The sequence below is a fragment of the Herbaspirillum sp. GW103 genome, assembly GCF_000261365.1.
Classification (GTDB): Bacteria; Pseudomonadota; Gammaproteobacteria; order Burkholderiales; family Burkholderiaceae_D; genus Herbaspirillum.
Genome location: NZ_AJVC01000003.1, coordinates 226953 through 252620, shown reverse-complemented (window position 1 = coordinate 252620; position 25668 = coordinate 226953). Strand labels below are relative to the sequence as shown.

The window sequence follows — 25668 nt, the reverse complement described above, 5'->3', positions numbered from 1 at the left end:
CATTTGTATCGTTTTGTATATACGCGGGCCGCGCAGGTATCGTTTTATTTCTGCCCTGCTCCTTGTAAAGACCCGATACAAATCCCCCCTGCAGGGACGGACAAGTTCGGCATAATGCGGTCCATGGATACAAATACTCACATCCTCGTCGTCGATGACGACCGCGACATCCGCACCCTGCTGGCCGAATATCTGGACAGCAATGGCCTGCGCACCCTGACCGCCACCAATGGCAGCGAAATGCGCCGGGTACTGGAAGAGTCGCGCGTGGACCTGATCGTGCTGGATCTGACCCTGCCCGGCGAAGACGGCCTGACCATCTGCCGCAACCTGCGCGCCACCTCCTCGGTACCGGTCATCATGCTGACCGCGCGCGGCGAGCCGCTGGACCGCATCCTGGGGCTGGAGATGGGCGCCGATGACTACCTGGCCAAGCCCTTCGAGCCGCGCGAACTGTTTGCCCGCATCCGCAGCGTGCTGCGCCGTACCCAGGCGCTGCCGCCCAACATGGCCCAGCCGGACGTTGCCACCATGCGCTTTGCCGGCTGGACCCTGGATCTCACCGCGCGTCACCTGGTGAGCCGGGAGGGTGTGGTGGTGGCCTTGTCGGGGGCGGAATTCCGGCTGCTGAAGGTGTTCCTCGACCATCCCAACCGCGTGCTCAACCGCGACCAGTTGCTGGAGCTCACGCAAGGCCGCGAATCCGATCCCTTCGACCGTTCGGTGGATATCCAGATCAGCCGCCTGCGCCAGAAGCTGGGCGATGATGCGCGTACCCCCACCATCATCAAGACCGTGCGCAACGAGGGCTACGTGCTGGCCACGACCGTGACGGCCGAAGGGACGGGCCGCCCGGGATGAAGAATTTCCTCGGCTCCATCGGCAACCGCATCTTCTTCCTGCTGCTGGGCGGTATCGTGGTGGCGGTCTTTGCCACCAACTGGCTGGCCGGCAACGAGCGCCGCAATATCTTGCGTGAGCTGCGCTTCCAGCATCTGGCCGACCGCGTCGAGCAGATCGTGCAGGCGGTGGACAACATCCCTCCCGCGCAGCGGCCCATCGTGCTGCAGGCGGCGACCAACTTCGGTTTCGAGGCGCGCATGGTGGACGACATGAACGACGCCATCGGCTCCAATGCCAGCAACAGCAGCAGTCCCCTGATTGAGATGCTGCAGGCGCGCCTGGGCGAGGACCGCAAGATCGCCGTGCAGCGTGAGAGCGAATGCCCGCCGCTGCATGCCGATGACGGGCGTGGACCGCGCCGCGATACCTGTCGCGTCATCTACATCAGCCTGCATGACCAGGCGCTCATGCGCCTGCGCCTGCACCAGCCGGGCGAGCCCCCGGCCCTGCGCGGGCGCGGCGGACCGGGCGGGCCGGCCGGTCTGTTCGGTCTGCAATATATCCTGCTGTTCCTGGTACTCATTGCCATGCTGGCGTGGCTGGTGGCGCGCATGGCCACCCGCCCTATCCGCCAGCTGGCGCAAGCCGCTTCGCGCCTGGGCCGCGACATCGACCACGCCCCGCTGGCCGAAACCGGTCCCACCGAAATCCGCCAGGCGGCCCATGCCTTCAACGCCATGCAGGGACGCATCCGTCGCCAGATCCAGCATCGCACCCACATGCTGGCGGCCATCACGCATGACCTGCAGACACCCCTGACGCGCATGCGGCTGCGACTGGAAAAGGTCAGCGATCCCGGCTTGCAGCAGAAGCTCATCGACGACCTGGGCGTCATGCACGGCATGGTGCGCGAAGGGCTGGACCTGGCGCGCAGCATGGATTCTTCCGAGAAGATCCAGGCTCTGGACATCGATTCCCTGCTCGACAGCGTCTGCGCCGACGCCGCCGATGCCGGCCAGGACGTCACCCTGCAAGGCAGCACCCGCGCCTTCGTGATGGCCCAGCCGGGCGCGCTGCGGCGCTGCCTGACCAACCTCATCGACAATGCCTGCAAGTACGGCAAGTCAGCCCGCGTCAGTATCGCGCTGGAACAGCAGAAGATCGCCATCCGCATCCGCGACCAGGGGCCGGGCATTCCGAAGGCCGAACTGGAGGCCGTGTTCGAACCTTTCTATCGCCTGGAGACCTCGCGCTCGCGCGATACCGGCGGTACCGGGCTGGGCCTGACCATCGCGCTCAACATCGCCGAGAACCATCACGGCCAGCTGCGCCTGCGCAACCTGCCGGAGGGCGGGCTGGAAGTCCTGCTGGAACTGCCGCCGATGACGCCTCCCAAAAATCGGTAAAAACCTTCACGCAGGCATAAAAAAACCGCCGCAAACCCGGATGGGATGCGGCGGTCTTCATATAGCGGGCAAATGTGCCTTAACCGAAGTAGTTCAGGCCCAGGGCGGCATTGACTTCGGCCATGGTCTGCGCGGCCACGGCGCTGGCGCGTTCGGTGCCGCGCTTCAGGATGGCCAGCACTTCGCCGCGATCCTTGGCGAACTCTTCGCGGCGGGTGCGGATGGGTTCCAGCATTTCCTGCAGGATGCCTTCCAGACGGCGCTTGACCACACTGTCTCCCAGGCCACCTCGGGTGTAGCGGGCCTTCAGTTCGGCCACGGCGTCGCGGTCGGGATCAAAGGCATCGAGGAAGGTGAAGACCACATTGCCCTCGACCTGGCCCGGATCGTCCACCCGAAGATGGTTGGGGTCGGTGTACATGCGATGCACGGCCTGCTTGATCTCGGCCGGCGTGGCCCCCAGGGGGATGGAATTGCCGAGCGACTTGCTCATCTTGGCCTTGCCGTCGATGCCGGGCAGGCGGCCGGTTTCGGAGAGCACTTCCTTGCACTCGACCAGCACTTCGCGGTCGACGGTGGCATTGAATTTGCGCACCAGTTCATTGGTCTGCTCGATCATGGGCAACTGGTCACTGCCCACAGGCACCAGCTGGCCCTTGAAGGCGGTGATGTCGGCGGCCTGGCTGACCGGATAGGTCAGAAAACCGGCCGGGATATCGCGCTCGAAGCCGCGCAGGCGGATTTCTTCCTTGATGGTCGGGTTGCGCTCCAGGCGCGAGACCGTCACCAGGTTCAGCAGCACCATCGACAGTTCATACAGCTCGCGCACCTGGGACTGGATGAAGATGGTCGACTTCTCGGGATCGATGCCTACGGCCAGGTAATCCAGCGCCACTTCCAGGACGTTGTCGGTGACCTTCTGGTGGCGGCCGACGTTATCGGTCATGGCCTGGGTATCGGCCAGCAGCAGGAACTGGCGCGAGGTTTCCTGCAGCGCCACGCGCGACTTGAGCGAGCCGATGTAGTGGCCCAGGTGCAGTGGCCCGGTGGGGCGATCGCCGGTGAGGACCACAGGCAAGGCGGAGGAGGTATTGCTCGGTGCGTTCGAAGACATGGTCATTCCTGATCGTTATCTGGAATGCCGCCGGTCCCGAAGCTGAAGAAACAATGCCGCCGGAACCGGCGGCATCATGGTCACATGGTCAATCTGTGTGAAAACGGGCCGCCTCGTTCAGGCGCGCCACCAATGCTGGGTTTTCGCAAGTTGATTTCGGAAAAGCATGGCGGCGAGTATAGCACCGGCAGCGCGCCATGTTGCGCTGCATAAGAAAAAACCGCCTCCGCAGAGACGGTTTTTGTGCGAGCGCTCAATAGGCGCCCGGCGGTGGACCGTAATACACCGGCGGCGGGCCGTAATACCCCGGAGGCGGCGGCGGTGCATAGTAGTAGCGTGGATGATAGGTGTAGACGGTGGTGGTCTGGACCGGCTGCTGGACCTGGTTACCCTTGCTGACCATGCACTGGGTGTAGGTCATGTCGTAGCGCTGCTGCATCGAGTAATTGCCACCTGCTGCCGCATTGCTGCCGGCGGCGCTGCCCACCAGCAAGCCGCCACCGGCGCCGATGGCGGCACCCGCTCCGGCGTTGCCCGAGGCGGCCCCGATCAGTGCGCCGGCCACGGCACCGACGGCGGTACCGACAGCGGCGCTGTTGGCGGCATTGTTCTGGGTCTGCGCGGCCTGCCCGCCGATGGCGTCCTGCGCGTATTGCTGGCATTGCTGCTGGTCGGCGCGGAACTGTTCGTAGGTCTTGTCCTTGCCGGGCATGGCCATGACCGAGGGGCCGGTGGGTACGCTCACGCAGCCGCCCAGCGCCAGCATGGCGCCCAGAGCGGAAACGGTAGCAGCGGTCTTGTAGAGGGGCTTCACGATGTTTCCTTTATCGGGGGGATCGACGACAGACGACGCAGGCGGCTTGACTCACTGCGGTGGCGCGCCACCCGGCACGCCCGGCGTGTTGGGCACCACCTTCATCCACGGACTGGGGCAGTTCTGGACGTAGGGATAATAAGACTTGGTATCTGAGCAGTAATACCAGTACTCCTGACGCTGCGGTTCCACATAGACCGGCGCCGGCACGCGCTCCACGTAGACCGGCGGCGGGTAATACACCGGCGGCGGATAGTAGACCGGGGGCGGCACCCACAGAGGGCCACCGATGACCACGCCACCATAGAAGCGTCCATGCGCATAGGCCGAGGCACTGGCGACCAGGCCGGCGGTTGCCAGCATGCCGCAGAGGCCAATTGCCGCTAGTTTCTTCATATTGTTGCCCTTGGGTGTGTCGCAGAATGTTTGAAATGCCTGGAATATTTGCCAGAGGGCATCACGGGCGCGTTCCCCACGCACTCGTGTGAGCCTGGAATCCTTTCCGGCTGCGGCTTGCAGACGCATCTGGCGCAGGAAAGCAATATACGCGCGGGGCGCGGTGAAATCTTGAGATGTTTCATTTCGTAACCCTAATCAACAGAGATATACACGGGGTTGAAAAGGCTTTGCAATCAGGGGCTTGTCGCGCGCCCGCGAAGCACGATCTCATGCGTGCCGCAAAAAACAAAACGGCCTTCTTCAAGGCCGTTGATGGTCGCAGTCTCCGGTAACGCAACACTTCCGGCGCCCCTGCAACCGGGGCGAGATCGCACTGCTCAACCCGGCCGCGTCATCTGCTCCGGCTTGATCCACTCGGCAAACTGCTCTTCTGTCACATAGCCCAGCGCCAGAGCCGCCTGTTTCAGGGTGGTGCCGTCGTGATGCGCCTCTTTGGCGATCTTGGCAGCCTTGTCGTAACCAATGTGCGGGGCCAGGGCCGTCACCAGCATGAGCGATTTTTCCATCAGCTCGCCGATGCGGCTGTGGTTGGCTTCGATGCCGCGCGCGCAGTGCTCCTCGAAGCTGGCCATGCCATCGCCCAGCAGACGAACGCTCTGCAGGAAGTTGTGAATGATCACCGGCTTGAAGACGTTCAGTTCGAAGTTGCCGCTGGCGCCGCCAATGTTGAGCGCGACATCATTGCCGAAGACCTGGGCGCACAGCATGGTCATGGCTTCGCACTGGGTCGGGTTGACCTTGCCCGGCATGATGGAACTGCCCGGCTCATTCTCGGGAATGGTGATTTCACCCAACCCGGAACGCGGGCCGGAAGCCAGCCAGCGCACGTCGTTGGCGATCTTCATCATGGCCGCCGCCAGGGTCTTGAGTCCGCCGTGCGCGGCCACCAGGGCATCGTGTCCGGCCAGGGCGGCAAACTTGTTGGGCGCCGTCTTGAAGGGGAAACCGAAATACTTGGCCAGCTCGGCCGCCACGCGCTCGCCGAATTCGGGATGGGCATTGAGCCCGGTACCGACGGCCGTGCCACCAGCGGCCAGCTCGGAGATCGCGTTGAGCGTGGCGATGATGGCCGACTCGGCATGATCCAGCTGCGCCACGTAGCCCGAGAACTCCTGGCCCAGCGTCAGCGGCGTGGCGTCCTGCAGGTGGGTGCGGCCGATCTTGACGATGTCGGCGAACTGCGCAGACTTGTCGGCCAGCGTGGCGCGCAGGGTGTGCAGCGACGGAATCAGGTGCGTGGCCACAGCCATGCAGGCCGCCACGTGCATGGCGGTCGGGAAGATGTCGTTGGAGGACTGGCCACGGTTGACGTCGTCATTCGGGTGGATCAGGCGGTCCTCGCCGCGCACGCCGCCCAGCAGTTCGGAGGCGCGGTTGGCCAGCACCTCGTTCATGTTCATGTTGCTCTGGGTGCCGGACCCGGTCTGCCAGACCGACAGCGGAAACTCCAGCGGATGCTTGCCGGCGATGACCTCATCGGCAGCCGCAATGATGGCCTCGGCCTTCTTGCCGTCCAGCTTGCCCAGGTCGCGGTTGACCGTGGCACAGGCGCGCTTGACGGCGGCCAGGGCCACGATCAGCTCGGCCGGCATACGCTCGGTGGAAATGTGGAAGTGGTGCAGCGAACGTTCGGTCTGCGCGCCCCACAGGCGATCGGCCGGGACTTCGATCAGGCCAAAGGTGTCGCGCTCCATGCGGTGGTTCATGATGCTGGTTCTCCGTGATGAGAGGGCCGCAAGCGGCCCGATGATCCCGTGAGACTCTGGCGCAATGACAAGGCTGAGTCACCGACGAGACTGACAATGTGACATCTAGTGTAACTGCTGGCGGGACCGCCCGCAGGAAGCGGCGGCATGAAGCTGGCGAGGGGTTGGCAATGCCGCAGCAAGACCGGCGCGGCAGCGGCAGCGAGGAATCAGCCGGCCTTGTTGTCCTTGGGCGGATCGGGCAGCACACAGGCCTCGACCACTTGCAGGTCGTTGTCCTTGGCGAAGTTGACCACGAAGTGATAGGCCAGTGGTTCCAGCTCGCGCAGGGCTTCGTTGACCACCACCGAGCGCACGCCATCGATGTGGGTAGGCAACACGTAGGGAGAATATTTCAGGTGTGCATTGCGACCGCCGCTGCCTTCAGGACGGAAGCACGACATCACGCCGCACAGGCGCTCCGCCCAGTCGCTGGGGCGGAACTGCCGGCCATCCGAGGTCTTGCCCAGGATGATGAATTCTTTGGCCGGTGCGTTTGCGGGTTTGATGGGATCAGCCATACATGCAGTTCTTCTAAAGCGCTTGCAACCGAATGCCCTTGTCCTGGTGGGACCGGAGCCCTGGAGCGCGCGGTGCCTCGGCGATGCTCTGCCTGGGTGCCTGCGCGGTACTGAGTATTATATCTTATAGAAGACTTGGCTTCTACCGGTCTCCCCGGCTCCTGCATGCCGCTCTGCGGTTGCCGGGGCATGCTGCTGCCAGGCAAGTGGCGATCTTGTGAAGTGAAGCCGGAAGTATACCGGGTTGGCGAGAAATGCGTTCCCAAAAACAAAGCGGGCCTGCGCCCGCTTTTTCATCCATCTTTCCGCCTAGCCCATCCACACCGCCACCGACAGCAGCAGCAACAGGAACATCCACAGCAGCAAGGCGCGCCAGACCAGGCCCACGGTGCTTTGCAGGGTGCGTGGCGAGGGTGTGTCGCCAGGCAGGCCGTCGGTTTCCTCGGGCATGGAATCGACCGTGGCAGCGTCAGCCGGCAGGATGATGCCGGCTGCTGCTTCCTTCTCGGTGCCGAAGCGCACGCCCATGGCACCGCCACCGGCGGCCAGGATGATGCCGGCGGCCTCATCGTCCCAGCGGCGGGCGAAGTTGCGCCAGGCATAGATGGCCTCCTCGAAGTTGCCCACCACGGCAAAGGCGGAGGCGGTCAGACGGGCCGGGATCCAGTCGATCCAGTAGAAGGCCTGGGCGGCAAAGCGACCGAAAGCTTCGAACTTCATGTGATCCGGCTCGTTCCAGGCGCGCGACAGATATTCGGCGACGCGGTACATCACCGCCAGCGCCGGACCCACCGGCATGAGGAACCAGAAGAATACCCCGAACACATGGCGATGCGTAGTGATGAGCGCACGCTCGGAGGCGATGCGCGAGATTTCGCTCACATCCATGCCCGTGGTGTCCTGCCTGGTCCATTCGGCCAGCAGGGTACGCGCGGTCATCTCGTCGCCACTGTTGAGCGCCAGCTGGATGGAAGTGAAGTAATGGCTGTAGTGGCGGAAACCCAGGGTCATGTAGACCACCAGCACGTTCCAGGCGAAGGCGGCCACCAGGCTCACATGCAGCAAGAGCCAGTAGACCAGTGCCACCGGCACCGTCAGGGCACCTACCATCACCACCCAGCCCAGACGCCCGTGATGGGCGTGGCCGGCGTTGAACCAGCCTTCAATCGTGGACGCGAAAGACTTGATCGACGCGTATACCGGATTGTCTGCGCGCAGTGGTTTGAGTTGTTCGATTAACAGCGCAAAGAGAATGGAAAGAAATGTCATCAAGCTGCCTTAGGGGTCTCTATAGCCCGTACGATAGCGCAGTGCAAGAGGGGAATCAAACAATTGATTCACCCAGCAGGATCAAGCGCGCAATGTCACGGATTTTTACTTACTTGAACACTAACAGAGACATAGCGTCGCAGAGGCGCGACATATTGCACTGTCAACTGCGCAGGAAGTGGAACAGGTTGCGCAGCATGCCGGCGGTGGCGCCCCAGATGAAGTAACCTTCATAGGGCATGGTATAGAAGCTGCGTCGACCGACCGGTGCCGGCAGCTCCACCGAACGACGCTGATGGTTCACGCCATCCATCAGGAAAGCCAGCGGAACTTCGAAAATCTCGGCCACTTCGCGCGGATCGCCGATGGTCTCGAACGGCGGCTGGATCAAGCCCGCCACGGGCGTGACGCGATAACCGGTGCCGGTGAAGTAATCGGGCAGCGAACCGATGACTTCGATGTGATGACGCGCCAGGCCGATTTCCTCTTCGGTCTCACGCAGGGCGGTGTCGATGGCCGAGCCGTCGTAGTCTTCGCGGCGACCACCGGGGAAGCTGATCTGTCCGGCATGGTCCTTCAGGTCAGCTGTGCGCTGAGTGAAGAGAACCGTCAAACCTTGCTCGCGCAGCACGATCGGGATCAGCACCGAGGCCAGCCGGAAACGTCCCTTGGACTCGGCCAGCCGGGCCATCTGGTCGCCGCTGTGCTCGGGCTCCCAGCGCGGCGGGTCGGCGAAGCGCTGGCGCAGCCAGTCGGCATTCAGGCGCGCGGCTTCCAGCGCACTTTCGCCGGCGACGGCATCCACCGGCAGATTGAGAGGATCGAAACTGGCCACGTTGTGCTCGCTTGATCGTTAGGTTGGCAGGACTTCCACTTCAACTTCCATTGGGCGTCGGAAACAAAAAAGGGGCGTCGTGAGACACCCCTTTTTCTGACGCATCAACAGGCGACCGATTACTCGGCAGCAGCAGCCTTTGCCGCACGGCTGGGCAGCTTTTCCTTGATACGTGCCGACTTGCCCGAACGTTCGCGCAGGTAGTACAGCTTGGCACGACGCACGTCACCACGACGCTTGACTTCGATCGAGGCGATCAGCGGCGAGTACAGCTGGAAGGTACGCTCCACGCCTTCGCCCGAAGAAATCTTGCGGACGATGAAGTTGGAGTTCAGGCCACGGTTACGGCGGGCGATGACCACGCCTTCGTAAGCCTGAGCGCGCTTGCGGGTACCTTCAACCACGTTCACGTTGACAATCACGGTGTCGCCGGGGGCGAAGTCGGGAATGTTCTTGGCGAGACGCGCGATCTCTTCTTGCTCGAGTTGCTGGATCAGATCCATTTTTTGCTCCTGTAACCATCTTGCCGGCGCCATTGCCACGAGGGCGGATTGTAAAGCCCGGTAGAGGATGGGGTTTCAAACACGGTGACATCGGCCACCGCACGGTGCAGGTCCGTTGCCGGGCCTGCGGTACTGCATTTGCTACAAACCTTCAAGGCTGCGCCAGACTGCCCAGAAACTTTTCATCGGCCTTGCTCAGCAAGCCCTGCTCGCGGGCCCGGACGATGAGGTCGGGACGCTTGGCCTGCGTGGCCTCCAGTGCCCGCTGCCGGCGCCATTTCTGGATCTCGGCATGGTGCCCACCCAGAAGGATGGAGGGCACCGGCTCGCCTTCATAGACTTCCGGACGCGTGTAATGGGGCGAATCCAGCAGTCCGTTGACGAAACTGTCTTCCACTGCCGAGGCACTGTCGTTGAGCGCACCCGGCAAGAGCCGGATCACTGCATCCATCAGCGCCATCGCCGGCAATTCACCGCCGGAGAGGACGAAGTCGCCGATGCTGATTTCCTCGTCCACGCACTTGTCGAGCAGGCGCTGGTCAATCGCTTCATAGCGTCCGCACAGCAACACTGCCCCGCTGTCCTGCGACAGCCGCACCACGCGCTCATGCGTCAGCGGTGCACCTTGCGGTGAAAGATAAATCACACGCGGCCGCGCCAGGCCCAGCGCTTGCTGTCGCTGCTGCGCCGCCTCGATGGCAGCCTGCAGCGGCTTGGCCAGCATCACCATGCCGGGACCGCCGCCATAGGGGCGGTCATCCACGGTGCGGTGATTGTCAGTGGTGAATTCACGTGGATTCCACAACTGCAAGCCCCAGCGCTGCTGCTCAAGCGCCCGGCGGGTAATGCCGGATTGCGTCAGCGCGGCGAACATCTCGGGAAACAGAGTGACGACATCAAACTGCATCACGCCTCCATTTCCTGGGTTCTTTTGAATCTTTTGAATCTGCCGACATCAGCGCCGGAAAAGAAAAAACTGACCTTGAAGGTCAGTAATCCTTGTCCCAGTCGACGATGATCTTCTTTTCGCTCTGCTGCACCGTCTTGACGAACTGGTCGACAAACGGGATCAGCAATTCGGGCAACGCCGCGGATTTCTCCTTGGCACCCTTTTTCGGCTTTGCGTCGGCAGCGGGTTGCGGTTGCAGCGCTGGCGCAGTTTCCTGCACCGGGGCCTTCACCACCAGGATGGGATGGGCGCCGTTGTCCATCATGTCGGACACCACGCCCAGGTGTTCACCCTGGAGATTTTCCACTGCCGAGCCGATCAGATCGACCCAGTAGAATTCATTGTCATCCAGCGCCGGGAAGTGCTTGCGGGAGATGGAGACCACCGTTCCCTTCATGGCTTCGGCCGCATTGCGGTCCGCTACCCCGGTCAGGCGCGCAACGACATCGCCGCTGTGCCCCTTGGACTGCATGACATCGACATCCTGCTTGGGCTGGCCGGATTTCTCCAGCCACCAGGTCTTGGCATTCAACAAGGCATCTGCCTCGGAAGAATAAGGACGCACGCGAATCCAGCCCTGGATTCCGTAGGCTCCGGTCACATGGCCGACGGTCACGAGATCGTCGGGTGCGGAGAACCCCGCCTGGGCTGGATGAGTCATGAGTACACCAGACCTGTTCTTCATCCGGGCGCCAGCAGAACCGGCGCGGAATCAGACAGGAAAACCTGTATTAAGCAGCAGCCTTGGAACCGGCTTCAGCGACCAGGCGAGCAACGGTCGGCGACAGTTGTGCGCCAACGCCTTGCCAGTGAGCCAGACGGTCAGCAGCGATACGTACGGTTTCTTCCTTGCCGGAAGCGACCGGGTTGTAGAAGCCGATGCGTTCGATGAAACGGCCATCGCGACGATTGCGCGAGTCGGTTGCAACGATGTTGTAGAAGGGGCGCTTCTTGGCGCCGCCACGAGCTAAACGAATAACGACCATAATGGTTCCAGTAAGAATACGGACACGGAAAAGCCGCAGATTATAACGGACTTCCGCCCACCCGGGCAAGTTGCTTGGGGCTTTTGTGCCAGAGACCAACGCACAAAAGCCCTGAAACTCCCCAAAACACGGCAAAAGTGATGCCAAAAGACATCACTTTTGCCCCCATCCGGGCAGGACAGCGGGGTTGCCGACTGTCCTGCCGGAAATGCCTGCCCGCCACGGGCTGGGCTATACTGCTCCGACCCATGACGACAAAATGACCGCCGGCTTCACTTGCGTCGGCGTACAACAGAATAAAGAGACAAGCAGCATGCCCCCATCGCCCCGCCACAAGAACAAGACCCTGACGACCTTCCTGGCCACTGTCTTCGGCAGCATCGGTCTGCATCGCTTTTACCTCTACGGAGGCCGCGACCGCTTCGGCTGGCTGCATGTACTGACCATTCCCTTGTCACTGGCCCTGATGGCGGCTCGGCCGGACGCCCCCAAGCTCTTCACGGGACTGCCCTTCGTGCTCTCGGCCCTGACCGCCTGCCTGGAAGCGCTGGTCATCGGCCTCACCCCTGACGAAAAATGGGATGCACGCCACAACGCCGCCAGCGGCCAGTCCTCGGACTCGCACTGGATCCTGGCGCTGATCCTGGTCCTGACCGTAGGGCTGGGTGCCCTGGGCGTGATCGCCCTGCTGGCGCGCAGCTTCGATTTGCTCTTTACGGGCGGCGCCTTCGGCTGACCACTGCCCTGCCCCAATGAACAAGCCCGGCATGCCGCCAATGCAGCATGCCGGGCTTTGCTTGCAGACGCGGATCAGAACTGGTCTTCGGCCAGCGCCATCACCGCAGCACCGCCATCGACGATGGCCGTGCGATAGGCCAGCGCCTGCGGCAGGATCTGCTCGGCATAGAAACGCGCAGTCGCCAGTTTGGCTTCGTAGAACTTGCCGTCGCCCTCGCCGGACTTGAGCTTGCCCGCCGCAATGGCCGCTGCACGCGCCATCTGCCAGCCGCCCAGCACCACGCCAGCCATCTTCAGGTACGGGACACTACCCGCGAAGACAGCCTTGATATCGCTCTTGACATTGGCCACCACATACTCGACCACCTGCTCCAGCGCATCGGCGGCGTCGGCCAGGCGCGCCGCGATGGGCTGCAGTTGCGCATCGCCCTGCAGCTCGGACACGGTCTGGCGCACCTGGGCGATGATGCCCTTGGCAACAGCGCCGCCGTCGCGCACGGTCTTGCGGCCCACCAGGTCATTGGCCTGGATGGCGGTCGTGCCTTCGTAGATCGGCAGGATGCGCGCATCGCGATAATGCTGGGCCGCGCCGGTTTCCTCGATGAAGCCCATGCCGCCATGCACCTGCACGCCGGTGGAAGTCACATCGATAGACATCTCGGTGATCCAGCCCTTGACGATGGGCACCAGGTATTCGTAGAAGGCCTGGTTGGATTTGCGGGTCGCTTCGTCATCGCTGAAGTGCGCCGCGTCCGAGGTAGCTGCGGCCACATAGGACAAGGCCCGCGCCGCCTCGATCTGGGCGCGCATGGACATCAACATGCGACGCACATCGGGCTGGTGGATGATGGCCACCGGACCGGGCGAGCCGGCCAGGTCGCGCGACTGGATGCGGTCGCGGGCATAGGACACCGCCTTCTGGTAGGCACGTTCCGACACCGACAGCCCCTGGATGCCCACGGCGAAGCGTGCCGCATTCATCATGATGAACATGTATTCCAGGCCGCGATTCTCTTCACCGACCAGGGTGCCGATGGCGCCACCATGGTCGCCGAACTGCAGCACGGCGGTCGGGCTGGCCTTGATGCCCAGCTTGTGTTCGATGGAAACGCAGTGCACGTCATTGCGCGCGCCCAGCGAACCGTCGGCGTTGACCAGGAACTTGGGCACGATGAAGAGTGAAATTCCCTTCACGCCTTCAGGCGCATTGGGCGTGCGGGCCAGCACCAGATGGACGATGTTCTCGGCCATGTCGTGCTCGCCATAGGTGATGAAGATCTTGGTCCCGAAGAGCTTGTAGGTCCCGTCGCCCTCCGGCACGGCGCGGGTGCGCACCAGTGCCAGGTCGGAGCCGGCCTGCGGCTCGGTCAGGTTCATGGTGCCGGTCCACTTGCCGGAGATGAAGTTGGCGATGAAGGTTTCCTTCTGCTGCTGGGTGCCGGCCGTCATCAGCGCTTCGATGGTGCCATCGGTCAACAGCGGGCACAGCGCGAAGGAGAGATTGGCCGAGTTCAGCATCTCGATGCAGGGCGTGGCCAGCAGCTTGGGCAGGCCTTGTCCGCCGAACTCCACGGGATGCTGCACGCCTTGCCAGCCGGCCTCACCGAACTGGCGGAAGGCCTCCTTGAAACCGGGGCTGGTGGTGACCTTGCCGTCGGACCAGCTGCTGGGCGCCTTGTCGGCAGAATGGTTCAGCGGGGCGATCACTTCACTGCAGAAACGGGCGTTTTCTTCGAGAATGGCCTCGGCCGTTTCCGGCGTGGCATCCTCGCAGCCGGGCAGCGCATTCACGGCTGCCAGACCGGCCAGTTCGTTCATGACGAACAACATATCCTTCACGGGCGCGGTGTAACTCATCTCCAACCTCCATTGGGAACGCTCTGCCGGCGTTCCTTGGGTACACGAAAACACCCCGGCTTGAGCCGGGGCGGATACTACGGTTCAGACCAGATCAGCCAAGCTGCTTGACCAGCTCGGGCACGACCTCGAAGAGGTCACCCACCAGACCATAGTCAGCCACCGAGAAGATCGGCGCTTCCTCGTCCTTGTTGATGGCGACGATGACCTTGGAGTCCTTCATGCCGGCCAAATGCTGGATCGCGCCGGAGATACCGACGGCGATGTAGAGCTGGGGCGCGACGATCTTGCCGGTCTGGCCGACCTGCCAGTCGTTGGGCACGTAGCCTGCGTCGACAGCGGCACGGGATGCACCCATGGCGGCGTTGAGCTTGTCGGCCAGCGGCTCCAGGATCTTGAAGCTTTCCGCCGAGCCCATGCCACGGCCACCGGAAACGATGATCTTGGCTGCGGTCAGTTCGGGACGATCCGACTTGGCCACTTCACGGCCCACGAAGCTGGACTTGCCCGAATCGGCCACGGCCGGGATGCTTTCCACGGCGGCCGAGCCACCCTGCGCGGCCGGATCGAAACCGGTGGTGCGCACGGTGATGACCTTGATCGGGTCGATCGATTGCACGGTGGCAATGGCGTTGCCGGCGTAGATCGGACGTTCGAAGGTATCGGCCGACTCCACCTTGGTGATGTCGGAAATCTGGCCCACGTCCAGCTTCGCAGCCACGCGCGGCAGGATGTTCTTGCCGTAGGCGGTGGCGGGGGCCAGGATGTGGCTGTAATCCTTGGCGATGGCCAGGACTTGCTCGGCCACGTTCTCGGCCAGGCCATCGGCGAATTGCGGGGCATCAGCCAGCAGCACCTTGGCCACGCCTGCCACTTGGGCGGCAGCGTCAGCGGCGGCCTTGGCGTTGGAGCCGGCCACCAGGACGTGGACGTCACCACCGGCTTGTGCTGCGGCGGTGATGGTGTTGAGGGTGCTGCCCTTGAGGCTGGCGTTGTCGTGTTCAGCAATAACGAGTGCGGTCATGATCAGATCACCTTGGCTTCATTTTTCAGTTTGGCGACCAGGGTCGCGACATCCGGCACCTTCACGCCGGCGCTGCGCTTGGCCGGCTCGGTGACCTTCAGGGTCTTCACGCGCGGGGCGACGTCCACGCCCAGCTCTTCGGGCTTGACGGTATCGAGCTGCTTCTTCTTGGCCTTCATGATGTTGGGCAGCGTGACGTAACGCGGCTCGTTCAAGCGCAGGTCGGTGGTGATGATGGCCGGCAGGGTCAGGGCCAGGGTTTCCAGGCCGCCGTCCACTTCACGGGTCACGGTGACCTTGCCCTCTTCCAGCACGACCTTGGAGGCGAAGGTGGCTTGCGGCCAGCCCAGCAAGGCTGCCAGCATCTGGCCGGTCTGGTTGCAGTCATCGTCGATGGCCTGCTTGCCCAGGATGATCAGCTGCGGCTGTTCCTTCTCGGCCAGGGCCTTGAGGATCTTGGCCACGGCCAGCGGTTGCAGTTCGACATCGGCCGCCACTTCGGCCAGGATGCCGCGATCGGCGCCAATGGCCATGGCGGTGCGCAGGGTTTCCTGGCACTGGGTCACGCCGGCGGAGACGGCGATCACTTCGGTCACCTTCCCGCCTTCTTTCAGGCGCACGGCTTCTTCCACCGCGATTTCGTCAAACGGGTTCATCGACATCTTGACGTTGGCGATATCGACGCCGCTGCCGTCGCTCTTGACGCGCACCTTGACGTTGTAATCCACGACGCGCTTGACTGGTACTAATACTTTCATCGCATGGCCCTTGCAAAAAGGAATTGACGTAAACGTAAACTTCCGCAGGATTATAAAAGCAAAACGGGGTGCCTACCGGTTTTTAGCACGATCGTTCTTTTTAATGTTCGCAGCATACACCAAAGATTCACGTGAGCGGAAGAGGAAATGAAGAGAAGCTGAAAAAAACTTCATGCAGCGGAATTGCAGCGCGGGCTGCCCGCAGGCAATACCGCGCTGTTCAGACCGCCAGGTGGGGTACCGGTTCGCCGCGCAGGCCGGCCAGCAGGTTGGAGACGGCCAGCTCGGCCATGGCCAGCCGGGTTTCATGGGTGGCCGAACCGATGTGGGGCAAGGCCACCACGTTGGGGAGTTGCAGCAAGGGCGATTCGGCGGGCAGCGGCTCGACTTCGAACACATCCAGGCCGGCGCCATAAATGGTCTTGTCCTGCAAGGCCGTGATCAAGGCTGCCTCATCGACGATGCGCCCGCGCGAGGCATTGATGAAGATGGCGCTGCGCTTCATCAGCGTGAATTCGCGTGCGCCGATCAGGCGTTCGGTCGCGGCGTTCAGGGGCAGCATCACGCAGACGAAGTCCGCCTGCGCCAGCAATTCGTCCTGGCTGACGTAGCGCGCATCGAGTTCGCGCTCGGCCTCGGGATCGGGGCGACGGTTGTGATACAGGATGGGCATGCCGAAACCATGATGCGCCCGCCGTGCCACCGCAGAGCCGATGCGGCCCATCCCGATCAGGCCCAGCGTCTTGCCGTGCACGTTCACGCCGAACTGGGATTGGCCGATGCTGCCCTTCCAGCGTCCGGCCTTGACGTACTCGGCCAGTTCCACCACGCGGCGCGCAGTGGAGAGGATCAAGGCAAAGATGGTGTCGGCAGTGGCTTCGGTGAGCACGCCGGGCGTATGCGCCAGCATCAGCCCGCGCCGACGAAAATAATCCAGGTCGAAATTGTCCACGCCCACCGAGATGGTGGAGGCGATCTTGAGTAGCGGCGCGCCCTCCAGCATGTCGTTGGTGATCGGCAGGCTTGCGCCGATCATGCCATGGGCGGTCTTCAGGGCCGCGAGGAAATCGGCGCGGTTGTCTTGCGTAATACGGTCAAAGAGCGTGACCTCACATTCCGCCTGCAGGCGCTGCAGCAGATGCTCGGGCAATTTTTTGTAGACGACTACGTGCGGCTTCATGGCGATTCCTGTAAGAGTCAAATCAGGCCGAGGCCGCCTCCAGCTCGGCCCGGGTAGGCAAGCCTTCCATGTCGCCCACCACCTGGATGGCAAACGCTCCGATGCGATTGCCGCGCATGACAGCCTCGGGCACCGACAAACCTTCCAGCATCGCGCTGATGACGCCGACCGCAAAGCCGTCACCGGCCCCCACGGTATCGACCACTTCCTTCACCGGCACGCCAGCCACCCTGCCCTCGCCTTCACCATTGCGCCAGTAAGCGCCCTCGGCGCCCAGCTTGATGACCACCATCTTCACACCGCGCTCCAGGTAGTAGCCGGCAATGGCGCGCGGATCTTCATATCCGGTCAGAAGCGTGCCTTCCGACAGCCCCGGCAGCACCCAGTCGGCCTTGCAGGCCAGCGCATTCAACTGCTGCGCCATGACCTCGCGCGACGGCCACAGCATGGGGCGCAGGTTGGGATCGAAGGAAATCGTCTTGCCCTGCGCCCGCATGAAATCCATGGCGTGATGGGCGAAAGCCATCGTGGTCGGCGACAAGGCCGGCGCGATGCCGGTGGCGTGCAAGTGCCGCGCCGCGCCGAAATACGCCGGGTCGAAATCCTCCAGCGACAGGTGGCTGGCCGCCGAGCCCTTGCGGTAATACTCGATGGCCGGGTCTGCCCCATCGACTGCCTTGGCCTTCAACTGGATGGCCGTGCGAAATTCCATGTCGGTGAGTACGCGGCTGACGTCCACACCTTCCTGCGCCACCCGCTTGCGGATGAAACGACCAAAGGCATCATTGCCCACGCGACTGGCCCAACCCACTTTCAAGCCCAGTCGCGCCAGACCGATGGCCACATTGGTCTCGGCACCGGCCAGGCGGCGCGTATATTTTTCCACTTCCTCGAAGGGGCCGACTTCATCGGCCACCAAGAGTGCCAGGGCTTCCCCCCAGGTCACCACATCCAGCTGCATCGTCATTGTGCTTGTCCTCAGACCGTCGCCAGCATCGCCACGTGGCGGCGCGTCGTTTCTTCCAGATCGGTGCCCACCAACGGGAATTCGATGGCGCGCAAGATGCCCGTGGGGAAATGCCCCAACATGGCCGGCCAGTGATGGTCCTGTGCCTGCAAGGGCACCGCCTTGAGCTTGCCCTGGTCCTCCTGCACGCCCTTGCAATGTACGTAGCGCACGTGCGGCGCCAGAGAGCGCGCGGCAGTCTCGGGGTCGACGCCCTGCCAGTGCCAGTTGCCCATGTCAAAGGTCATGCCGAAGGCATAGCCATTGCCGGTACAGAGCGCCAGAAAACTGACGATGGGCTCCAGCCTTCCCCCTTGCGGAGTCTGGTCGTTTTCCAGCAAGACTTCGACGGGGGCCTGCGAGAGAAAACGCAGCAGCGATTGCAGATCGCTGCCCGCCGAAAAGTGCCCGAGCGAGACCTTCAGGAAGCGCGCTCCGATCTCTTCGGCCTCGCTCATCGCCAGACTGATCTGCTCACGGTCGAAACGTCCCTCGGTAGCAAACAACTCAAACGGTGCGGAATACACCGAAAACAGCTTGTGCTGCTCCAGCAGTGCGCGCAAGGCAGGCAGGTCCTGCGGCCCATCGAACAGCTCGCGCCGAATTTCAAGGCCTGCGGCCCCGGCCGCCGCCACCATGGGGATGAGGTCAGCATGACCAACCCGCCGCACCAGATCGGCCCCATAGGCCGAGGCGGCGACCAGGACCGGGCTCATTTGATCGACCCTGCGCCGATGAACTGCTTGGCTTCCGGTGTCTGCGGATCGGCGAAAAACTCCTCCGAAGGACGTGCTTCCCACACCTTGCCCTGGTGCATGAAAACTGTCAGATCCGCCACCCGACGCGCAAACTCCATCTCGTGCGTCACCAGCAGCATGGTCATGCCGCCGCGCGCCAGCTCTTCCATGACCTTCAGCACTTCGGCGGTCAGCTCCGGGTCCAGCGCCGAGGTCACTTCATCGAACAGCATCACCTGCGGCTCCATGGCCAGCGAGCGGGCAATCGCCACGCGTTGCTGCTGGCCACCGGAGAGCTGCTCGGGATAGGCGTCGCGCTTGTGGTCCAGGCCGACCTGCTTCAAGACCTTCATGGCGGTCTCGCGGGCAGTCTCGGTGGCGGTCTTCTTGACGATGCGGGGTGACAGCATGATGTTCTCCTCCACGGTCAGGTGCGGAAAGAGATTGTAATGCTGGAACACCATGCCCACATCCTTGCGCAATTCGATCAGGTGTTCGTGCTTGTGGGTCAGCTTGTGACCGGCCACGGTGATGCTGCCGCCATCGATGGTTTCCAGGCCGTTGATGCAGCGGAGCATGGTGCTCTTGCCGGACCCGGAGCGCCCGATGACGGCCACCACCTGGCCGCGCTCGACCGACAGTGAAATGCCGTTCAAGACCTGGTTGCTGCCGAAGCGCTTGGTGATGTTGTCAATCTCAACGATGGGCATGGTATTTCCTTTCCAGGATAAAGGCGAAGCGCGACAGCGGATAGCAGAAAACGAAGTAAATACCGGCCACGATGGGGAAGACCAGGAAGGGCTGGAAGGTCGCATTGCTGACCAGCTTGCCGGCCTGCGCCAGTTCCACCAGGCCGATGATGGAGGCAATCGAAGTGTTCTTGACGATCTGCACCAGGAAGCCCACGGTCGGCGGCAGCGAAATCCGCACCGCCTGCGGCAGGATCACGTAGCGCAACTGCTGCCAGCGCGTCATGGCCAGGGCGGTCGAGGCTTCCCACTGCGGCACCGGCACGGCTTCGATACAACCGCGCCAGATTTCGCCGAGATAGGCGCTGGAATAGATCGTCATGGCGATGGTGGCGGCCACCATGGGCGGGAGCTTGTAGCCGAAGATCGCCAGTCCGTAGAAGGACAGGAACAGCAGGATCAGCACCGGCGTACCCTGGATGATCTGTATATACACTGCCGAGAGCAGCCGCAGCGGGGCAAGATGCGAGGTCCGCATCAGGGCCACCAGGAAGCCGGCGATGCCGCCGCCGACGAAAGCCAGGGCCGACAAGAGCAGCGTCCAGCGCGCCGCTTCCAGCAGGAACAGGAAATTGTCCCAAGAAAAATCAGCAAGCATCACATTCTCCTCGGACGGGCCACGCCCAGGCGGCGACGGCGTTTGAAGACCACCAGTCCGATCAGCCAGAAGGCCAGGCGGAACAGCAGGGCCAGCAGGATGTAGAGCACCATCACCACCAGGTAGATCTCGAAGCTGCGGAAGGTCTCGGCATCAAGCAGGTTGGCCGTGGCAGTGAGCTCTTCAGCCGAGATCGCCGAGACGATGCTGGAAGCCAGCATCATCAGCGTGAACTGGCTGGCCAGGGCCGGATAGACTTTTTCCAGCGCAGGCGTGAGGACCACATGCCGGATCACCTGCCAGCGCGTCAAGGCCAGCGCCTGCGCCGCTTCGATCTGCGAGGGGTGGATGGCCATCATGCCGGCTCGCACGATCTCGGTGGAATAGGCGCCGAGATTGACCGTCATCGCCACCAGCGCGGCAATGTTGGCATTGACCTGCACGCCGATCGACGGCAGGCCGAAGAAGATGATGAACAACTGCACCAGGAAAGGCGTACTGCGGATCAGCTCGACATAGGAGGTGACCACCAGGCGCGCCGGCCTGCTGCCGTGGATGGAAATGATGGCGCCGAAAATGCCGACGGCCAAACCGCAGATCATCGACAGCGCGCTCAGCCGTATGGTGAGCAGTGCGCCGACCAGCAACTGATCCAGATGCTGGAAGATGAACGCAAACTGAAAATCGTATTGCATCGTGTGCTCCTCCGACAAATCCGCGCCGCCCGTTCATCCCCTGAGCGGCGCGTGATCTGTTCTTTTCAGGCTGCGCAGGTCATGCCTGCGCAGTCGCTTCTGCAAGACAGGTTCCGTATGTCGGAATCAGAACACCGGCAGGTTGGGCAGCGGACCGGCCCACTTGCGCGAGATCGCATCCAGTTCGCCGTTGAGCTTGACGTAGTAGATGAAGTTGTTGAGCCACTGCTGCAGCTCGTAGGAACCCTTGCGCACGGTCATCGAATTGGGTTGCACCGAGTACGGGAACTTGACTTCGATCTTGCCCTGGCCGCGGCTCTTGACGATCTCATTGGCCATGGTGTTGGGAATCGAGATGGCATCGACCTGGTTCGACAGCAGCGCCTGAGTCACCGTGGAGTCATCCTCGAAGCGCACCAGCACCGTGCCCGGAGGCGCCAGGCGGGTCAGCGCGGTGTCGTTGGTGGAACCGCGCGAGACGCCCACTTTCTTCTTCACCAGGTCATCCAGCTTCTTGTAGCTGGTGCCGACCGGGCCGACGATGGAGAGCTCGAAGCCGCTGTAGGGAATCGTGAACAGCACCGACTTGGCACGCTCGGGTGTGGGCGCCAGCGTGGCGGCCAGCATGTCGACCTTGCCCGACTCCAGCGCCGGGATGCGCGCCGGCGGCACCAGCGGCACGATCTCCACCGGCAGGCCGAGATACTTGCCGATCAGATTGGCCACATCGACGTCATAGCCGATGGGCGTACCCTTGGCGTCAACCGAACCAAAGGGTGGCGTGCCGCTGACCACACCAATGGTGATCTTGCCCTTCTTGGTCAGCTCGGCGATGCTCTGCGCGCTGGCACTGGCGGTGGCCGCCACTGCGCAGGCGGCAGCCAGCGTCAGTGCGACGAATTTTGCGTTGAAAATTTTCTTGATGCTCATCCTGGTCTCCTGATCAATCAATGCCGTGTGGACGGCAGTCCGTTGAGTGCGACAGGCGCCCAATCCCGCCGCCCGCTATCGCAGGTGGCTGCGTGGATTCTGGTGCCCCTCTTTGTTGCTGCCTGCTTTGCTTCCCGCGTGCAGGTCTGTGATACGGCCCGAGGGCCGGAATGCGATTGCGTGGTACGGTTGCGTGATGCGATTGCGAACTGCTCTGGCCGTGCTGCTCTTCCGTCCTGTTACAAGGTCTTACCAGTGAGGCGAACCCTGGCCTTCTTTGCTTTACCCTTTGGTACCGGTTCCAGCGCCCGGCTCAGGTACAGCGCATGGCGGCGACCGGCGCCGGACTGATCTTGGCGGCGATGCTGCGTGCCAGTGCCCGTTGCGGATGCCCCTCCACGCTGGCGGTCGAGCCGCGACAGATGAGACGGGGATCCAGCAGCATTTCCATGCGCACCGAACGTTCGCCGTGGATGCGCACCAGCAGGCGTTCGATGGCGGTAAAACCGATGTCGTAGGTCGGTTGCTCGATGGTGCTGATGCCACTGCCCACCAGAGGCGACCAGGCCAGCTCATCGAAGCACAGCAAGCCCACGTCATCCGGAAAGCGCAGCGTCATGCTCTGCAAGGCCAGCGCGATCTGCAGCGACACCATGCCGTTGCCGGCCAGCAGGGCCAGCCGCCCGCCGCCGGCTGCCGCCCGGCGCAGGAAGAATTCGCGCAGCATCGTGGCCACATGGCCGGGCTGATCCACGTCCACTTCCAGCGTCTGGCCGTAGCAATCGGGGCGCTGCGCCATCGCCTGCAAGAAACCGGCCTGTCGCCCTTGTCGCGAACTCACGCCCAGCAGCGGCTGCACCACCAGCGCGATATCGGTATAGCCTTGCGCCAGCAGATGCCGTGTGGCCAGTTGCGCGGCCTTGACGTTGTCGAGTCCCACCAGGTCGAAATCGCAGCCCTCCACATGGCGATCCAGCAGAACCACCGGAAAGGCCGCCTGTCCCAGCTCGCGCAGTGGCGTCACGTTGCGGCCCTGGGTATTGAACAGAAGCCCTTCGACGCTGTAGGAATGCAGAGCCGCCAGCGACTGCTTCTCGCGCGCCTCGTCATTGCCGGTGTTGCACAGCATGAGCGTATAGCCATGCTTCTGGCAGGCCGCTTCCGCACCATGCAGCACGGCCACCGAATAGGGATTGAGAATGTCAGCCACCAGCATGCCGATGAGCCGCGTACGGCCACCCTTGAGACCGCGCGCCATCTGGCTGGGCTGATAGCCCAGGCGCGCGATGGTCTTGCCGATCTGATCGCGCAGCGGTGCCGAGAGCGCGTCGAACTCGCCGCCCAGGTACCGCGATACGCTCGTCTTGGACACCCCGGCCTCCCGCGCAACCTGCGCAATGGTGACCCGGTCGGTGCCGGTCTTGGTGTGTTGTCTCACTATTGCCCGCCAAATCGTTGAACTGCGTCGAGTGATTTGCCTGAAGGTTCTGGGCTGATCATTTATATGAATCTTTTGGAACCGGTTCCAAGATAGCAGCGGGATTCTGGCGGGTCAAACTTATTTCAGATGAAAAATTTGAACAGATGCCATGAATGGTGCGCTCATGTTCTCGCTCGGCAATATGAAAGGATCAGCTGGTGAGACGGGTGCTTTCGGGCGATTGCGTCATTCCCGCCGTCCAAGGTATGAAACCCGGCTCCTGATTGACGCAACGCGCCAAACTCAATGCACCAGCGCCAGGCGACAAGATGCAAACGATCAGTAAAAATTTGTTGCCAGGCACAAGAATGCGATATCATGAATAGTAATTATTCTCATTATTATCTGATTCATGCCCTCGCTCACTCCCGGCGCTCTCGCCGTTCTGCTCGCCTTCTCCGTATTGCCCGCTTCCACCGTCCTGGCGCAGACTGCCAGCAGCACGGACAACAGCACGGCCACGACCCAGTTGCCCACCGTCGATGTGGTTGCCGATGGCGTCAACGACACCAAGTTCAAGGCCACCCAAAGCCAGGTCAACAAATCCGATACCCCGCTGTCGCAGACGCCGCAATCGGTCTCGGTGGTGACGCGCTCCATGCTGGACAGCCAGCAAGCCGTTTCTCTGGCCGATGCGCTGGAGAACGTGCCTGGGGTGGTCGCGCAGCAATACGGACGGCGCGGCTGGGATGACCTGATCATCCGCGGCCAGGTCGCCTCGGATTCGCTGTATCTGGATGGCCTGCGCACGACGGCCAGCTCGCGCGTGGCCGAGCAGTTGTTCGGCCTGCAGCAGGTGGAAGTACTCAAGGGACCAGGCTCGCTCTTGTATGGACTGGTCCTGCCGGGTGGCCTGGTCAACATGGTGAGCAAGCGCCCGCAGGGAACCGACTTTGCCAACGTCGACGTGACCGTGGGCAGCCACGACTTCTACCAGACTACCGTGGACATGAACAAATCCCTGTCCGAAAACGGCAAGCAGGCCTTCCGCATCAATGGCCTCATTTCCAATTCGGACGACGCCACCGACAATGTCTGGTTCAAGAACCGCTACATCGCGCCCTCGCTGTCGCTGGACCTCGGTGCGCGCACCGACTTCACCATTCTGACCAGCTACCAGGAACGCAACTACGTGCGCCAGCAGGGTCTGCCGCTATCGGGCTCGATCAACAGCAACGTCAACGGTGCGCTACCGCGCAGCCTCTTCATCGGCGAACCGGGCGCGCGCCCGTATGCCGCCAACGAGACCCGCATCGGCTATGCGCTGACGCACCGCTTCGATGATGGCTGGACGCTCAACAACAATGTGCGTTACCAGCAGTTCGGGATGAGTGGACAACTGGTGGCCAACAATGCCCTCTCCCGCACCGGCAGCAGCCTCACCCGCACTGGTACGGATCAGACCTATGACGGACAGACCTTCAGCATCGACACCAATGTCCAGCGCAGCTTCAGGACGGCCTTCGGCAAGCACGAGATCACGCTGGGCACCGACTACCTCAACTCGCGCGAAGATACGCGCTCCTATACCTGTACGGTAGCCGCGCTCAACGTCTACAACCCCGTGTATGGCGCACGTTTGAATTGCCCCACCACGCCCACGACCTATACTTCGACCAGCATTCGCGATACCGGCTTGTATGCGCGCGACAAGATCAGCTTCGGCGAACGCTGGCAATTGCTGACGGGCTTGCGCTACGACAATGCCTCGACCTACTCGACCAATCTGCGTACCGGCGTGCATACCGACAATCCGGCCAGCGCCACGACGGGCTCGGCAGCATTGATGTATGAATTGCTTCGCGGGGTACGTCCATACATCAGTTATGCGACCTCGTTCTATCCGAACAGCGGCACCGATGTGAGTGGCGGCACCTTCAAACCAGAGACCGGCAAGCAATGGGAAGCCGGCGTGAAATTCGACCTCGACGAAGGCCGTACCAGCCTCAACGTGGCCGTGTTCGACCTGCGCCGCCGCAACGTGCTGGTGAGCGATCCCAACAACACCGGCTTCAGCGTTGCAGTGGGTGAGCAACGTTCGCAAGGTGGCGAGATCAGCGTGACCTCCGACTTGCGCAATGGCCTCAGTCTCAACGCGGGCTACTCCTACACGGCGGCCATCGTGACCGACGACGGCGGCCAGCGCACCACTACCGTGGGCCAGTGGCTGGACAACGTGCCGCGCCACAACTTCACCACCAGCGCGCGCTATCGCTTCAAGGGCCAACTGGCCGGTTGGGAGTGGAATGGTGGCGTGCATGGGCAGAGCATGATGCGCACCAATGGCTATACCCTGCCCGGCTACGTGCTGGTCGATACCGGTGTGGCCTACAACGCCGAGCGCTGGCGCGCTGCACTGAACGTGAAGAACATCTTCAACACGCATTACTATGCGGGCGGTCTGGCCAAGGCGGTGGCTCTGGGGGATGACCGGACCATTTTGCTGACGTTGGGGTATCGTTACTGATCCAG

Annotated in this window: 26 protein-coding genes; 4 read left to right on the top strand and 22 right to left on the bottom strand. The window is 62.6% G+C overall.

Translation table 11 applies throughout. The features are described from left to right. The first annotated feature begins 123 nt into the window (after positions 1–123). Both GWL_RS04650 and GWL_RS04645 read left to right on the top strand, forming a co-directional pair. Positions 124–861 (top strand): response regulator, encoded by a 738-nt coding sequence (locus GWL_RS04650; protein ID WP_008327256.1) that lies wholly within the window; start codon positions 124–126, stop codon positions 859–861. After that, positions 858–2249, top strand: a complete 1392-nt coding sequence (locus GWL_RS04645) for an ATP-binding protein (protein ID WP_008327254.1) — start codon at positions 858–860, stop codon at positions 2247–2249. Before GWL_RS04650 ends, GWL_RS04645 begins: the two co-directional genes overlap by 4 nt. 79 nt (positions 2250–2328) lie before the next feature. Here the strand turns inward: GWL_RS04645 and trpS are convergent, their stop codons facing one another. The 11 genes from trpS to rpsP form a co-directional block, all read right to left on the bottom strand. Further along, positions 2329–3363, bottom strand: coding sequence for a tryptophan--tRNA ligase (gene trpS, locus GWL_RS04640; RefSeq protein ID WP_008327251.1), 1035 nt, complete (start codon positions 3361–3363; stop codon positions 2329–2331). A gap of 253 nt (positions 3364–3616) precedes the next feature. Next, complete coding sequence (locus GWL_RS04635) at positions 3617–4177, bottom strand: glycine zipper family protein (RefSeq protein WP_008327250.1); 561 nt, start codon at positions 4175–4177, stop codon at positions 3617–3619. Between the two features lie 51 nt (positions 4178–4228). Continuing rightward, the gene (locus tag GWL_RS04630) at positions 4229–4573 is read right to left on the bottom strand and encodes a hypothetical protein (protein WP_008327249.1); all 345 of its coding nucleotides are present in this window, start codon (positions 4571–4573) and stop codon (positions 4229–4231) included. A 380-nt stretch (positions 4574–4953) separates the two neighbouring features. Then, a complete protein-coding gene (gene fumC, locus GWL_RS04625) occupies positions 4954–6342 on the bottom strand; it encodes a class II fumarate hydratase (RefSeq protein ID WP_008327248.1) in 1389 nt (462 codons plus the stop codon). Positions 6343–6551: 209 nt separating this feature from the next. After that, entirely contained in the window at positions 6552–6902 is a 351-nt protein-coding gene (locus GWL_RS04620; protein ID WP_008327247.1) for a DUF3579 domain-containing protein, read from the bottom strand. A gap of 309 nt (positions 6903–7211) precedes the next feature. Beyond that, on the bottom strand, positions 7212–8171 hold the full coding sequence (locus tag GWL_RS04610) for a CobD/CbiB family protein (protein ID WP_008327246.1): 960 nt from the start codon (positions 8169–8171) through the stop codon (positions 7212–7214). 163 nt (positions 8172–8334) lie between these two features. Beyond that, a complete protein-coding gene (locus GWL_RS04605) occupies positions 8335–9006 on the bottom strand; it encodes a CoA pyrophosphatase (protein ID WP_008327245.1) in 672 nt (223 codons plus the stop codon). A gap of 119 nt (positions 9007–9125) precedes the next feature. Continuing rightward, positions 9126–9509, bottom strand: a complete 384-nt coding sequence (gene rplS / locus GWL_RS04600) for a 50S ribosomal protein L19 (RefSeq protein ID WP_008327243.1) — start codon at positions 9507–9509, stop codon at positions 9126–9128. 151 nt (positions 9510–9660) lie between these two features. Beyond that, entirely contained in the window at positions 9661–10416 is a 756-nt protein-coding gene (trmD, locus tag GWL_RS04595; protein ID WP_034350083.1) for a tRNA (guanosine(37)-N1)-methyltransferase TrmD, read from the bottom strand. 82 nt (positions 10417–10498) lie between these two features. After that, positions 10499–11119 carry a ribosome maturation factor RimM gene (rimM, locus tag GWL_RS04590; RefSeq protein ID WP_034350082.1) on the bottom strand — a complete coding sequence of 207 codons (621 nt, stop codon included), beginning with the start codon at positions 11117–11119 and terminating at the stop codon, positions 10499–10501. A gap of 70 nt (positions 11120–11189) precedes the next feature. Beyond that, positions 11190–11444: a 30S ribosomal protein S16 gene (gene rpsP / locus GWL_RS04585; RefSeq protein WP_008327198.1), complete on the bottom strand. Its 255-nt coding sequence runs from the start codon at positions 11442–11444 to the stop codon at positions 11190–11192. A gap of 313 nt (positions 11445–11757) precedes the next feature. On the opposite strand from rpsP, the gene GWL_RS04580 reads away from it, so the two are divergent. Next, positions 11758–12180: an NINE protein gene (locus GWL_RS04580; protein WP_008327196.1), complete on the top strand. Its 423-nt coding sequence runs from the start codon at positions 11758–11760 to the stop codon at positions 12178–12180. A 74-nt stretch (positions 12181–12254) separates the two neighbouring features. On the opposite strand, the gene GWL_RS04575 is transcribed toward GWL_RS04580, so the two are convergent. The 11 genes from GWL_RS04575 to GWL_RS04525 form a co-directional block, all read right to left on the bottom strand. After that, entirely contained in the window at positions 12255–14039 is a 1785-nt protein-coding gene (locus tag GWL_RS04575) for an acyl-CoA dehydrogenase (RefSeq protein WP_008327194.1), read from the bottom strand. A 94-nt stretch (positions 14040–14133) separates the two neighbouring features. Continuing rightward, entirely contained in the window at positions 14134–15063 is a 930-nt protein-coding gene (locus GWL_RS04570) for an electron transfer flavoprotein subunit alpha/FixB family protein (RefSeq protein WP_008327189.1), read from the bottom strand. A 2-nt stretch (positions 15064–15065) separates the two neighbouring features. Then, positions 15066–15821 (bottom strand): electron transfer flavoprotein subunit beta/FixA family protein, encoded by a 756-nt coding sequence (locus tag GWL_RS04565; protein WP_034350081.1) that lies wholly within the window; start codon positions 15819–15821, stop codon positions 15066–15068. Between the two features lie 220 nt (positions 15822–16041). Continuing rightward, the gene (locus GWL_RS04560) at positions 16042–17001 is read right to left on the bottom strand and encodes a D-glycerate dehydrogenase (protein WP_008327187.1); all 960 of its coding nucleotides are present in this window, start codon (positions 16999–17001) and stop codon (positions 16042–16044) included. Positions 17002–17023: 22 nt separating this feature from the next. Next, positions 17024–17968, bottom strand: a complete 945-nt coding sequence (locus GWL_RS04555) for a sugar kinase (protein WP_008327186.1) — start codon at positions 17966–17968, stop codon at positions 17024–17026. Positions 17969–17979: 11 nt separating this feature from the next. Continuing rightward, positions 17980–18723, bottom strand: coding sequence for a sugar phosphate isomerase/epimerase (locus GWL_RS04550; RefSeq protein ID WP_008327185.1), 744 nt, complete (start codon positions 18721–18723; stop codon positions 17980–17982). Beyond that, the gene (locus tag GWL_RS04545; protein ID WP_008327183.1) at positions 18720–19454 is read right to left on the bottom strand and encodes an amino acid ABC transporter ATP-binding protein; all 735 of its coding nucleotides are present in this window, start codon (positions 19452–19454) and stop codon (positions 18720–18722) included. The genes GWL_RS04550 and GWL_RS04545 overlap by 4 nt, the downstream gene beginning before the upstream one ends. After that, the gene (locus GWL_RS04540) at positions 19441–20091 is read right to left on the bottom strand and encodes an amino acid ABC transporter permease (RefSeq protein ID WP_008327181.1); all 651 of its coding nucleotides are present in this window, start codon (positions 20089–20091) and stop codon (positions 19441–19443) included. The genes GWL_RS04545 and GWL_RS04540 overlap by 14 nt, the downstream gene beginning before the upstream one ends. Continuing rightward, positions 20091–20786: an amino acid ABC transporter permease gene (locus GWL_RS04535; RefSeq protein ID WP_008327177.1), complete on the bottom strand. Its 696-nt coding sequence runs from the start codon at positions 20784–20786 to the stop codon at positions 20091–20093. Before GWL_RS04535 ends, GWL_RS04540 begins: the two co-directional genes overlap by 1 nt. A gap of 126 nt (positions 20787–20912) precedes the next feature. Then, on the bottom strand, positions 20913–21716 hold the full coding sequence (locus tag GWL_RS04530; protein ID WP_008327168.1) for a transporter substrate-binding domain-containing protein: 804 nt from the start codon (positions 21714–21716) through the stop codon (positions 20913–20915). A gap of 313 nt (positions 21717–22029) precedes the next feature. Further along, positions 22030–23154, bottom strand: a complete 1125-nt coding sequence (locus GWL_RS04525) for a LacI family DNA-binding transcriptional regulator (RefSeq protein ID WP_008327163.1) — start codon at positions 23152–23154, stop codon at positions 22030–22032. A gap of 394 nt (positions 23155–23548) precedes the next feature. On the opposite strand from GWL_RS04525, the gene GWL_RS04520 reads away from it, so the two are divergent. Further along, positions 23549–25663 carry a TonB-dependent siderophore receptor gene (locus GWL_RS04520; protein WP_008327162.1) on the top strand — a complete coding sequence of 705 codons (2115 nt, stop codon included), beginning with the start codon at positions 23549–23551 and terminating at the stop codon, positions 25661–25663. The last annotated feature ends 5 nt before the right edge of the window (positions 25664–25668 follow it).

Coding starts and splice junctions, on each gene's coding strand:
- rpsP (WP_008327198.1), bottom strand. CDS start 11,444: ATGGTCGTTATTCGTTTAGCTCGTGGCGGCGCCAAGAAGCGCCCCTTC.
- GWL_RS04550 (WP_008327185.1), bottom strand. CDS start 18,723: ATGAGCCCGGTCCTGGTCGCCGCCTCGGCCTATGGGGCCGATCTGGTG.
- rimM (WP_034350082.1), bottom strand. CDS start 11,119: ATGACTCATCCAGCCCAGGCGGGGTTCTCCGCACCCGACGATCTCGTG.
- GWL_RS04650 (WP_008327256.1), top strand. CDS start 124: ATGGATACAAATACTCACATCCTCGTCGTCGATGACGACCGCGACATC.
- GWL_RS04620 (WP_008327247.1), bottom strand. CDS start 6,902: ATGGCTGATCCCATCAAACCCGCAAACGCACCGGCCAAAGAATTCATC.
- trmD (WP_034350083.1), bottom strand. CDS start 10,416: ATGCAGTTTGATGTCGTCACTCTGTTTCCCGAGATGTTCGCCGCGCTG.
- GWL_RS04565 (WP_034350081.1), bottom strand. CDS start 15,821: ATGAAAGTATTAGTACCAGTCAAGCGCGTCGTGGATTACAACGTCAAG.
- GWL_RS04560 (WP_008327187.1), bottom strand. CDS start 17,001: ATGAAGCCGCACGTAGTCGTCTACAAAAAATTGCCCGAGCATCTGCTG.
- GWL_RS04535 (WP_008327177.1), bottom strand. CDS start 20,786: ATGCAATACGATTTTCAGTTTGCGTTCATCTTCCAGCATCTGGATCAG.
- GWL_RS04630 (WP_008327249.1), bottom strand. CDS start 4,573: ATGAAGAAACTAGCGGCAATTGGCCTCTGCGGCATGCTGGCAACCGCC.
- rplS (WP_008327243.1), bottom strand. CDS start 9,509: ATGGATCTGATCCAGCAACTCGAGCAAGAAGAGATCGCGCGTCTCGCC.
- GWL_RS04520 (WP_008327162.1), top strand. CDS start 23,549: ATGCCCTCGCTCACTCCCGGCGCTCTCGCCGTTCTGCTCGCCTTCTCC.
- GWL_RS04545 (WP_008327183.1), bottom strand. CDS start 19,454: ATGCCCATCGTTGAGATTGACAACATCACCAAGCGCTTCGGCAGCAAC.
- GWL_RS04570 (WP_008327189.1), bottom strand. CDS start 15,063: ATGACCGCACTCGTTATTGCTGAACACGACAACGCCAGCCTCAAGGGC.
- GWL_RS04575 (WP_008327194.1), bottom strand. CDS start 14,039: ATGAGTTACACCGCGCCCGTGAAGGATATGTTGTTCGTCATGAACGAA.
- GWL_RS04580 (WP_008327196.1), top strand. CDS start 11,758: ATGCCCCCATCGCCCCGCCACAAGAACAAGACCCTGACGACCTTCCTG.
- trpS (WP_008327251.1), bottom strand. CDS start 3,363: ATGTCTTCGAACGCACCGAGCAATACCTCCTCCGCCTTGCCTGTGGTC.
- GWL_RS04645 (WP_008327254.1), top strand. CDS start 858: ATGAAGAATTTCCTCGGCTCCATCGGCAACCGCATCTTCTTCCTGCTG.
- fumC (WP_008327248.1), bottom strand. CDS start 6,342: ATGAACCACCGCATGGAGCGCGACACCTTTGGCCTGATCGAAGTCCCG.
- GWL_RS04610 (WP_008327246.1), bottom strand. CDS start 8,171: ATGACATTTCTTTCCATTCTCTTTGCGCTGTTAATCGAACAACTCAAA.
- GWL_RS04555 (WP_008327186.1), bottom strand. CDS start 17,968: ATGACGATGCAGCTGGATGTGGTGACCTGGGGGGAAGCCCTGGCACTC.
- GWL_RS04540 (WP_008327181.1), bottom strand. CDS start 20,091: ATGCTTGCTGATTTTTCTTGGGACAATTTCCTGTTCCTGCTGGAAGCG.
- GWL_RS04530 (WP_008327168.1), bottom strand. CDS start 21,716: ATGAGCATCAAGAAAATTTTCAACGCAAAATTCGTCGCACTGACGCTG.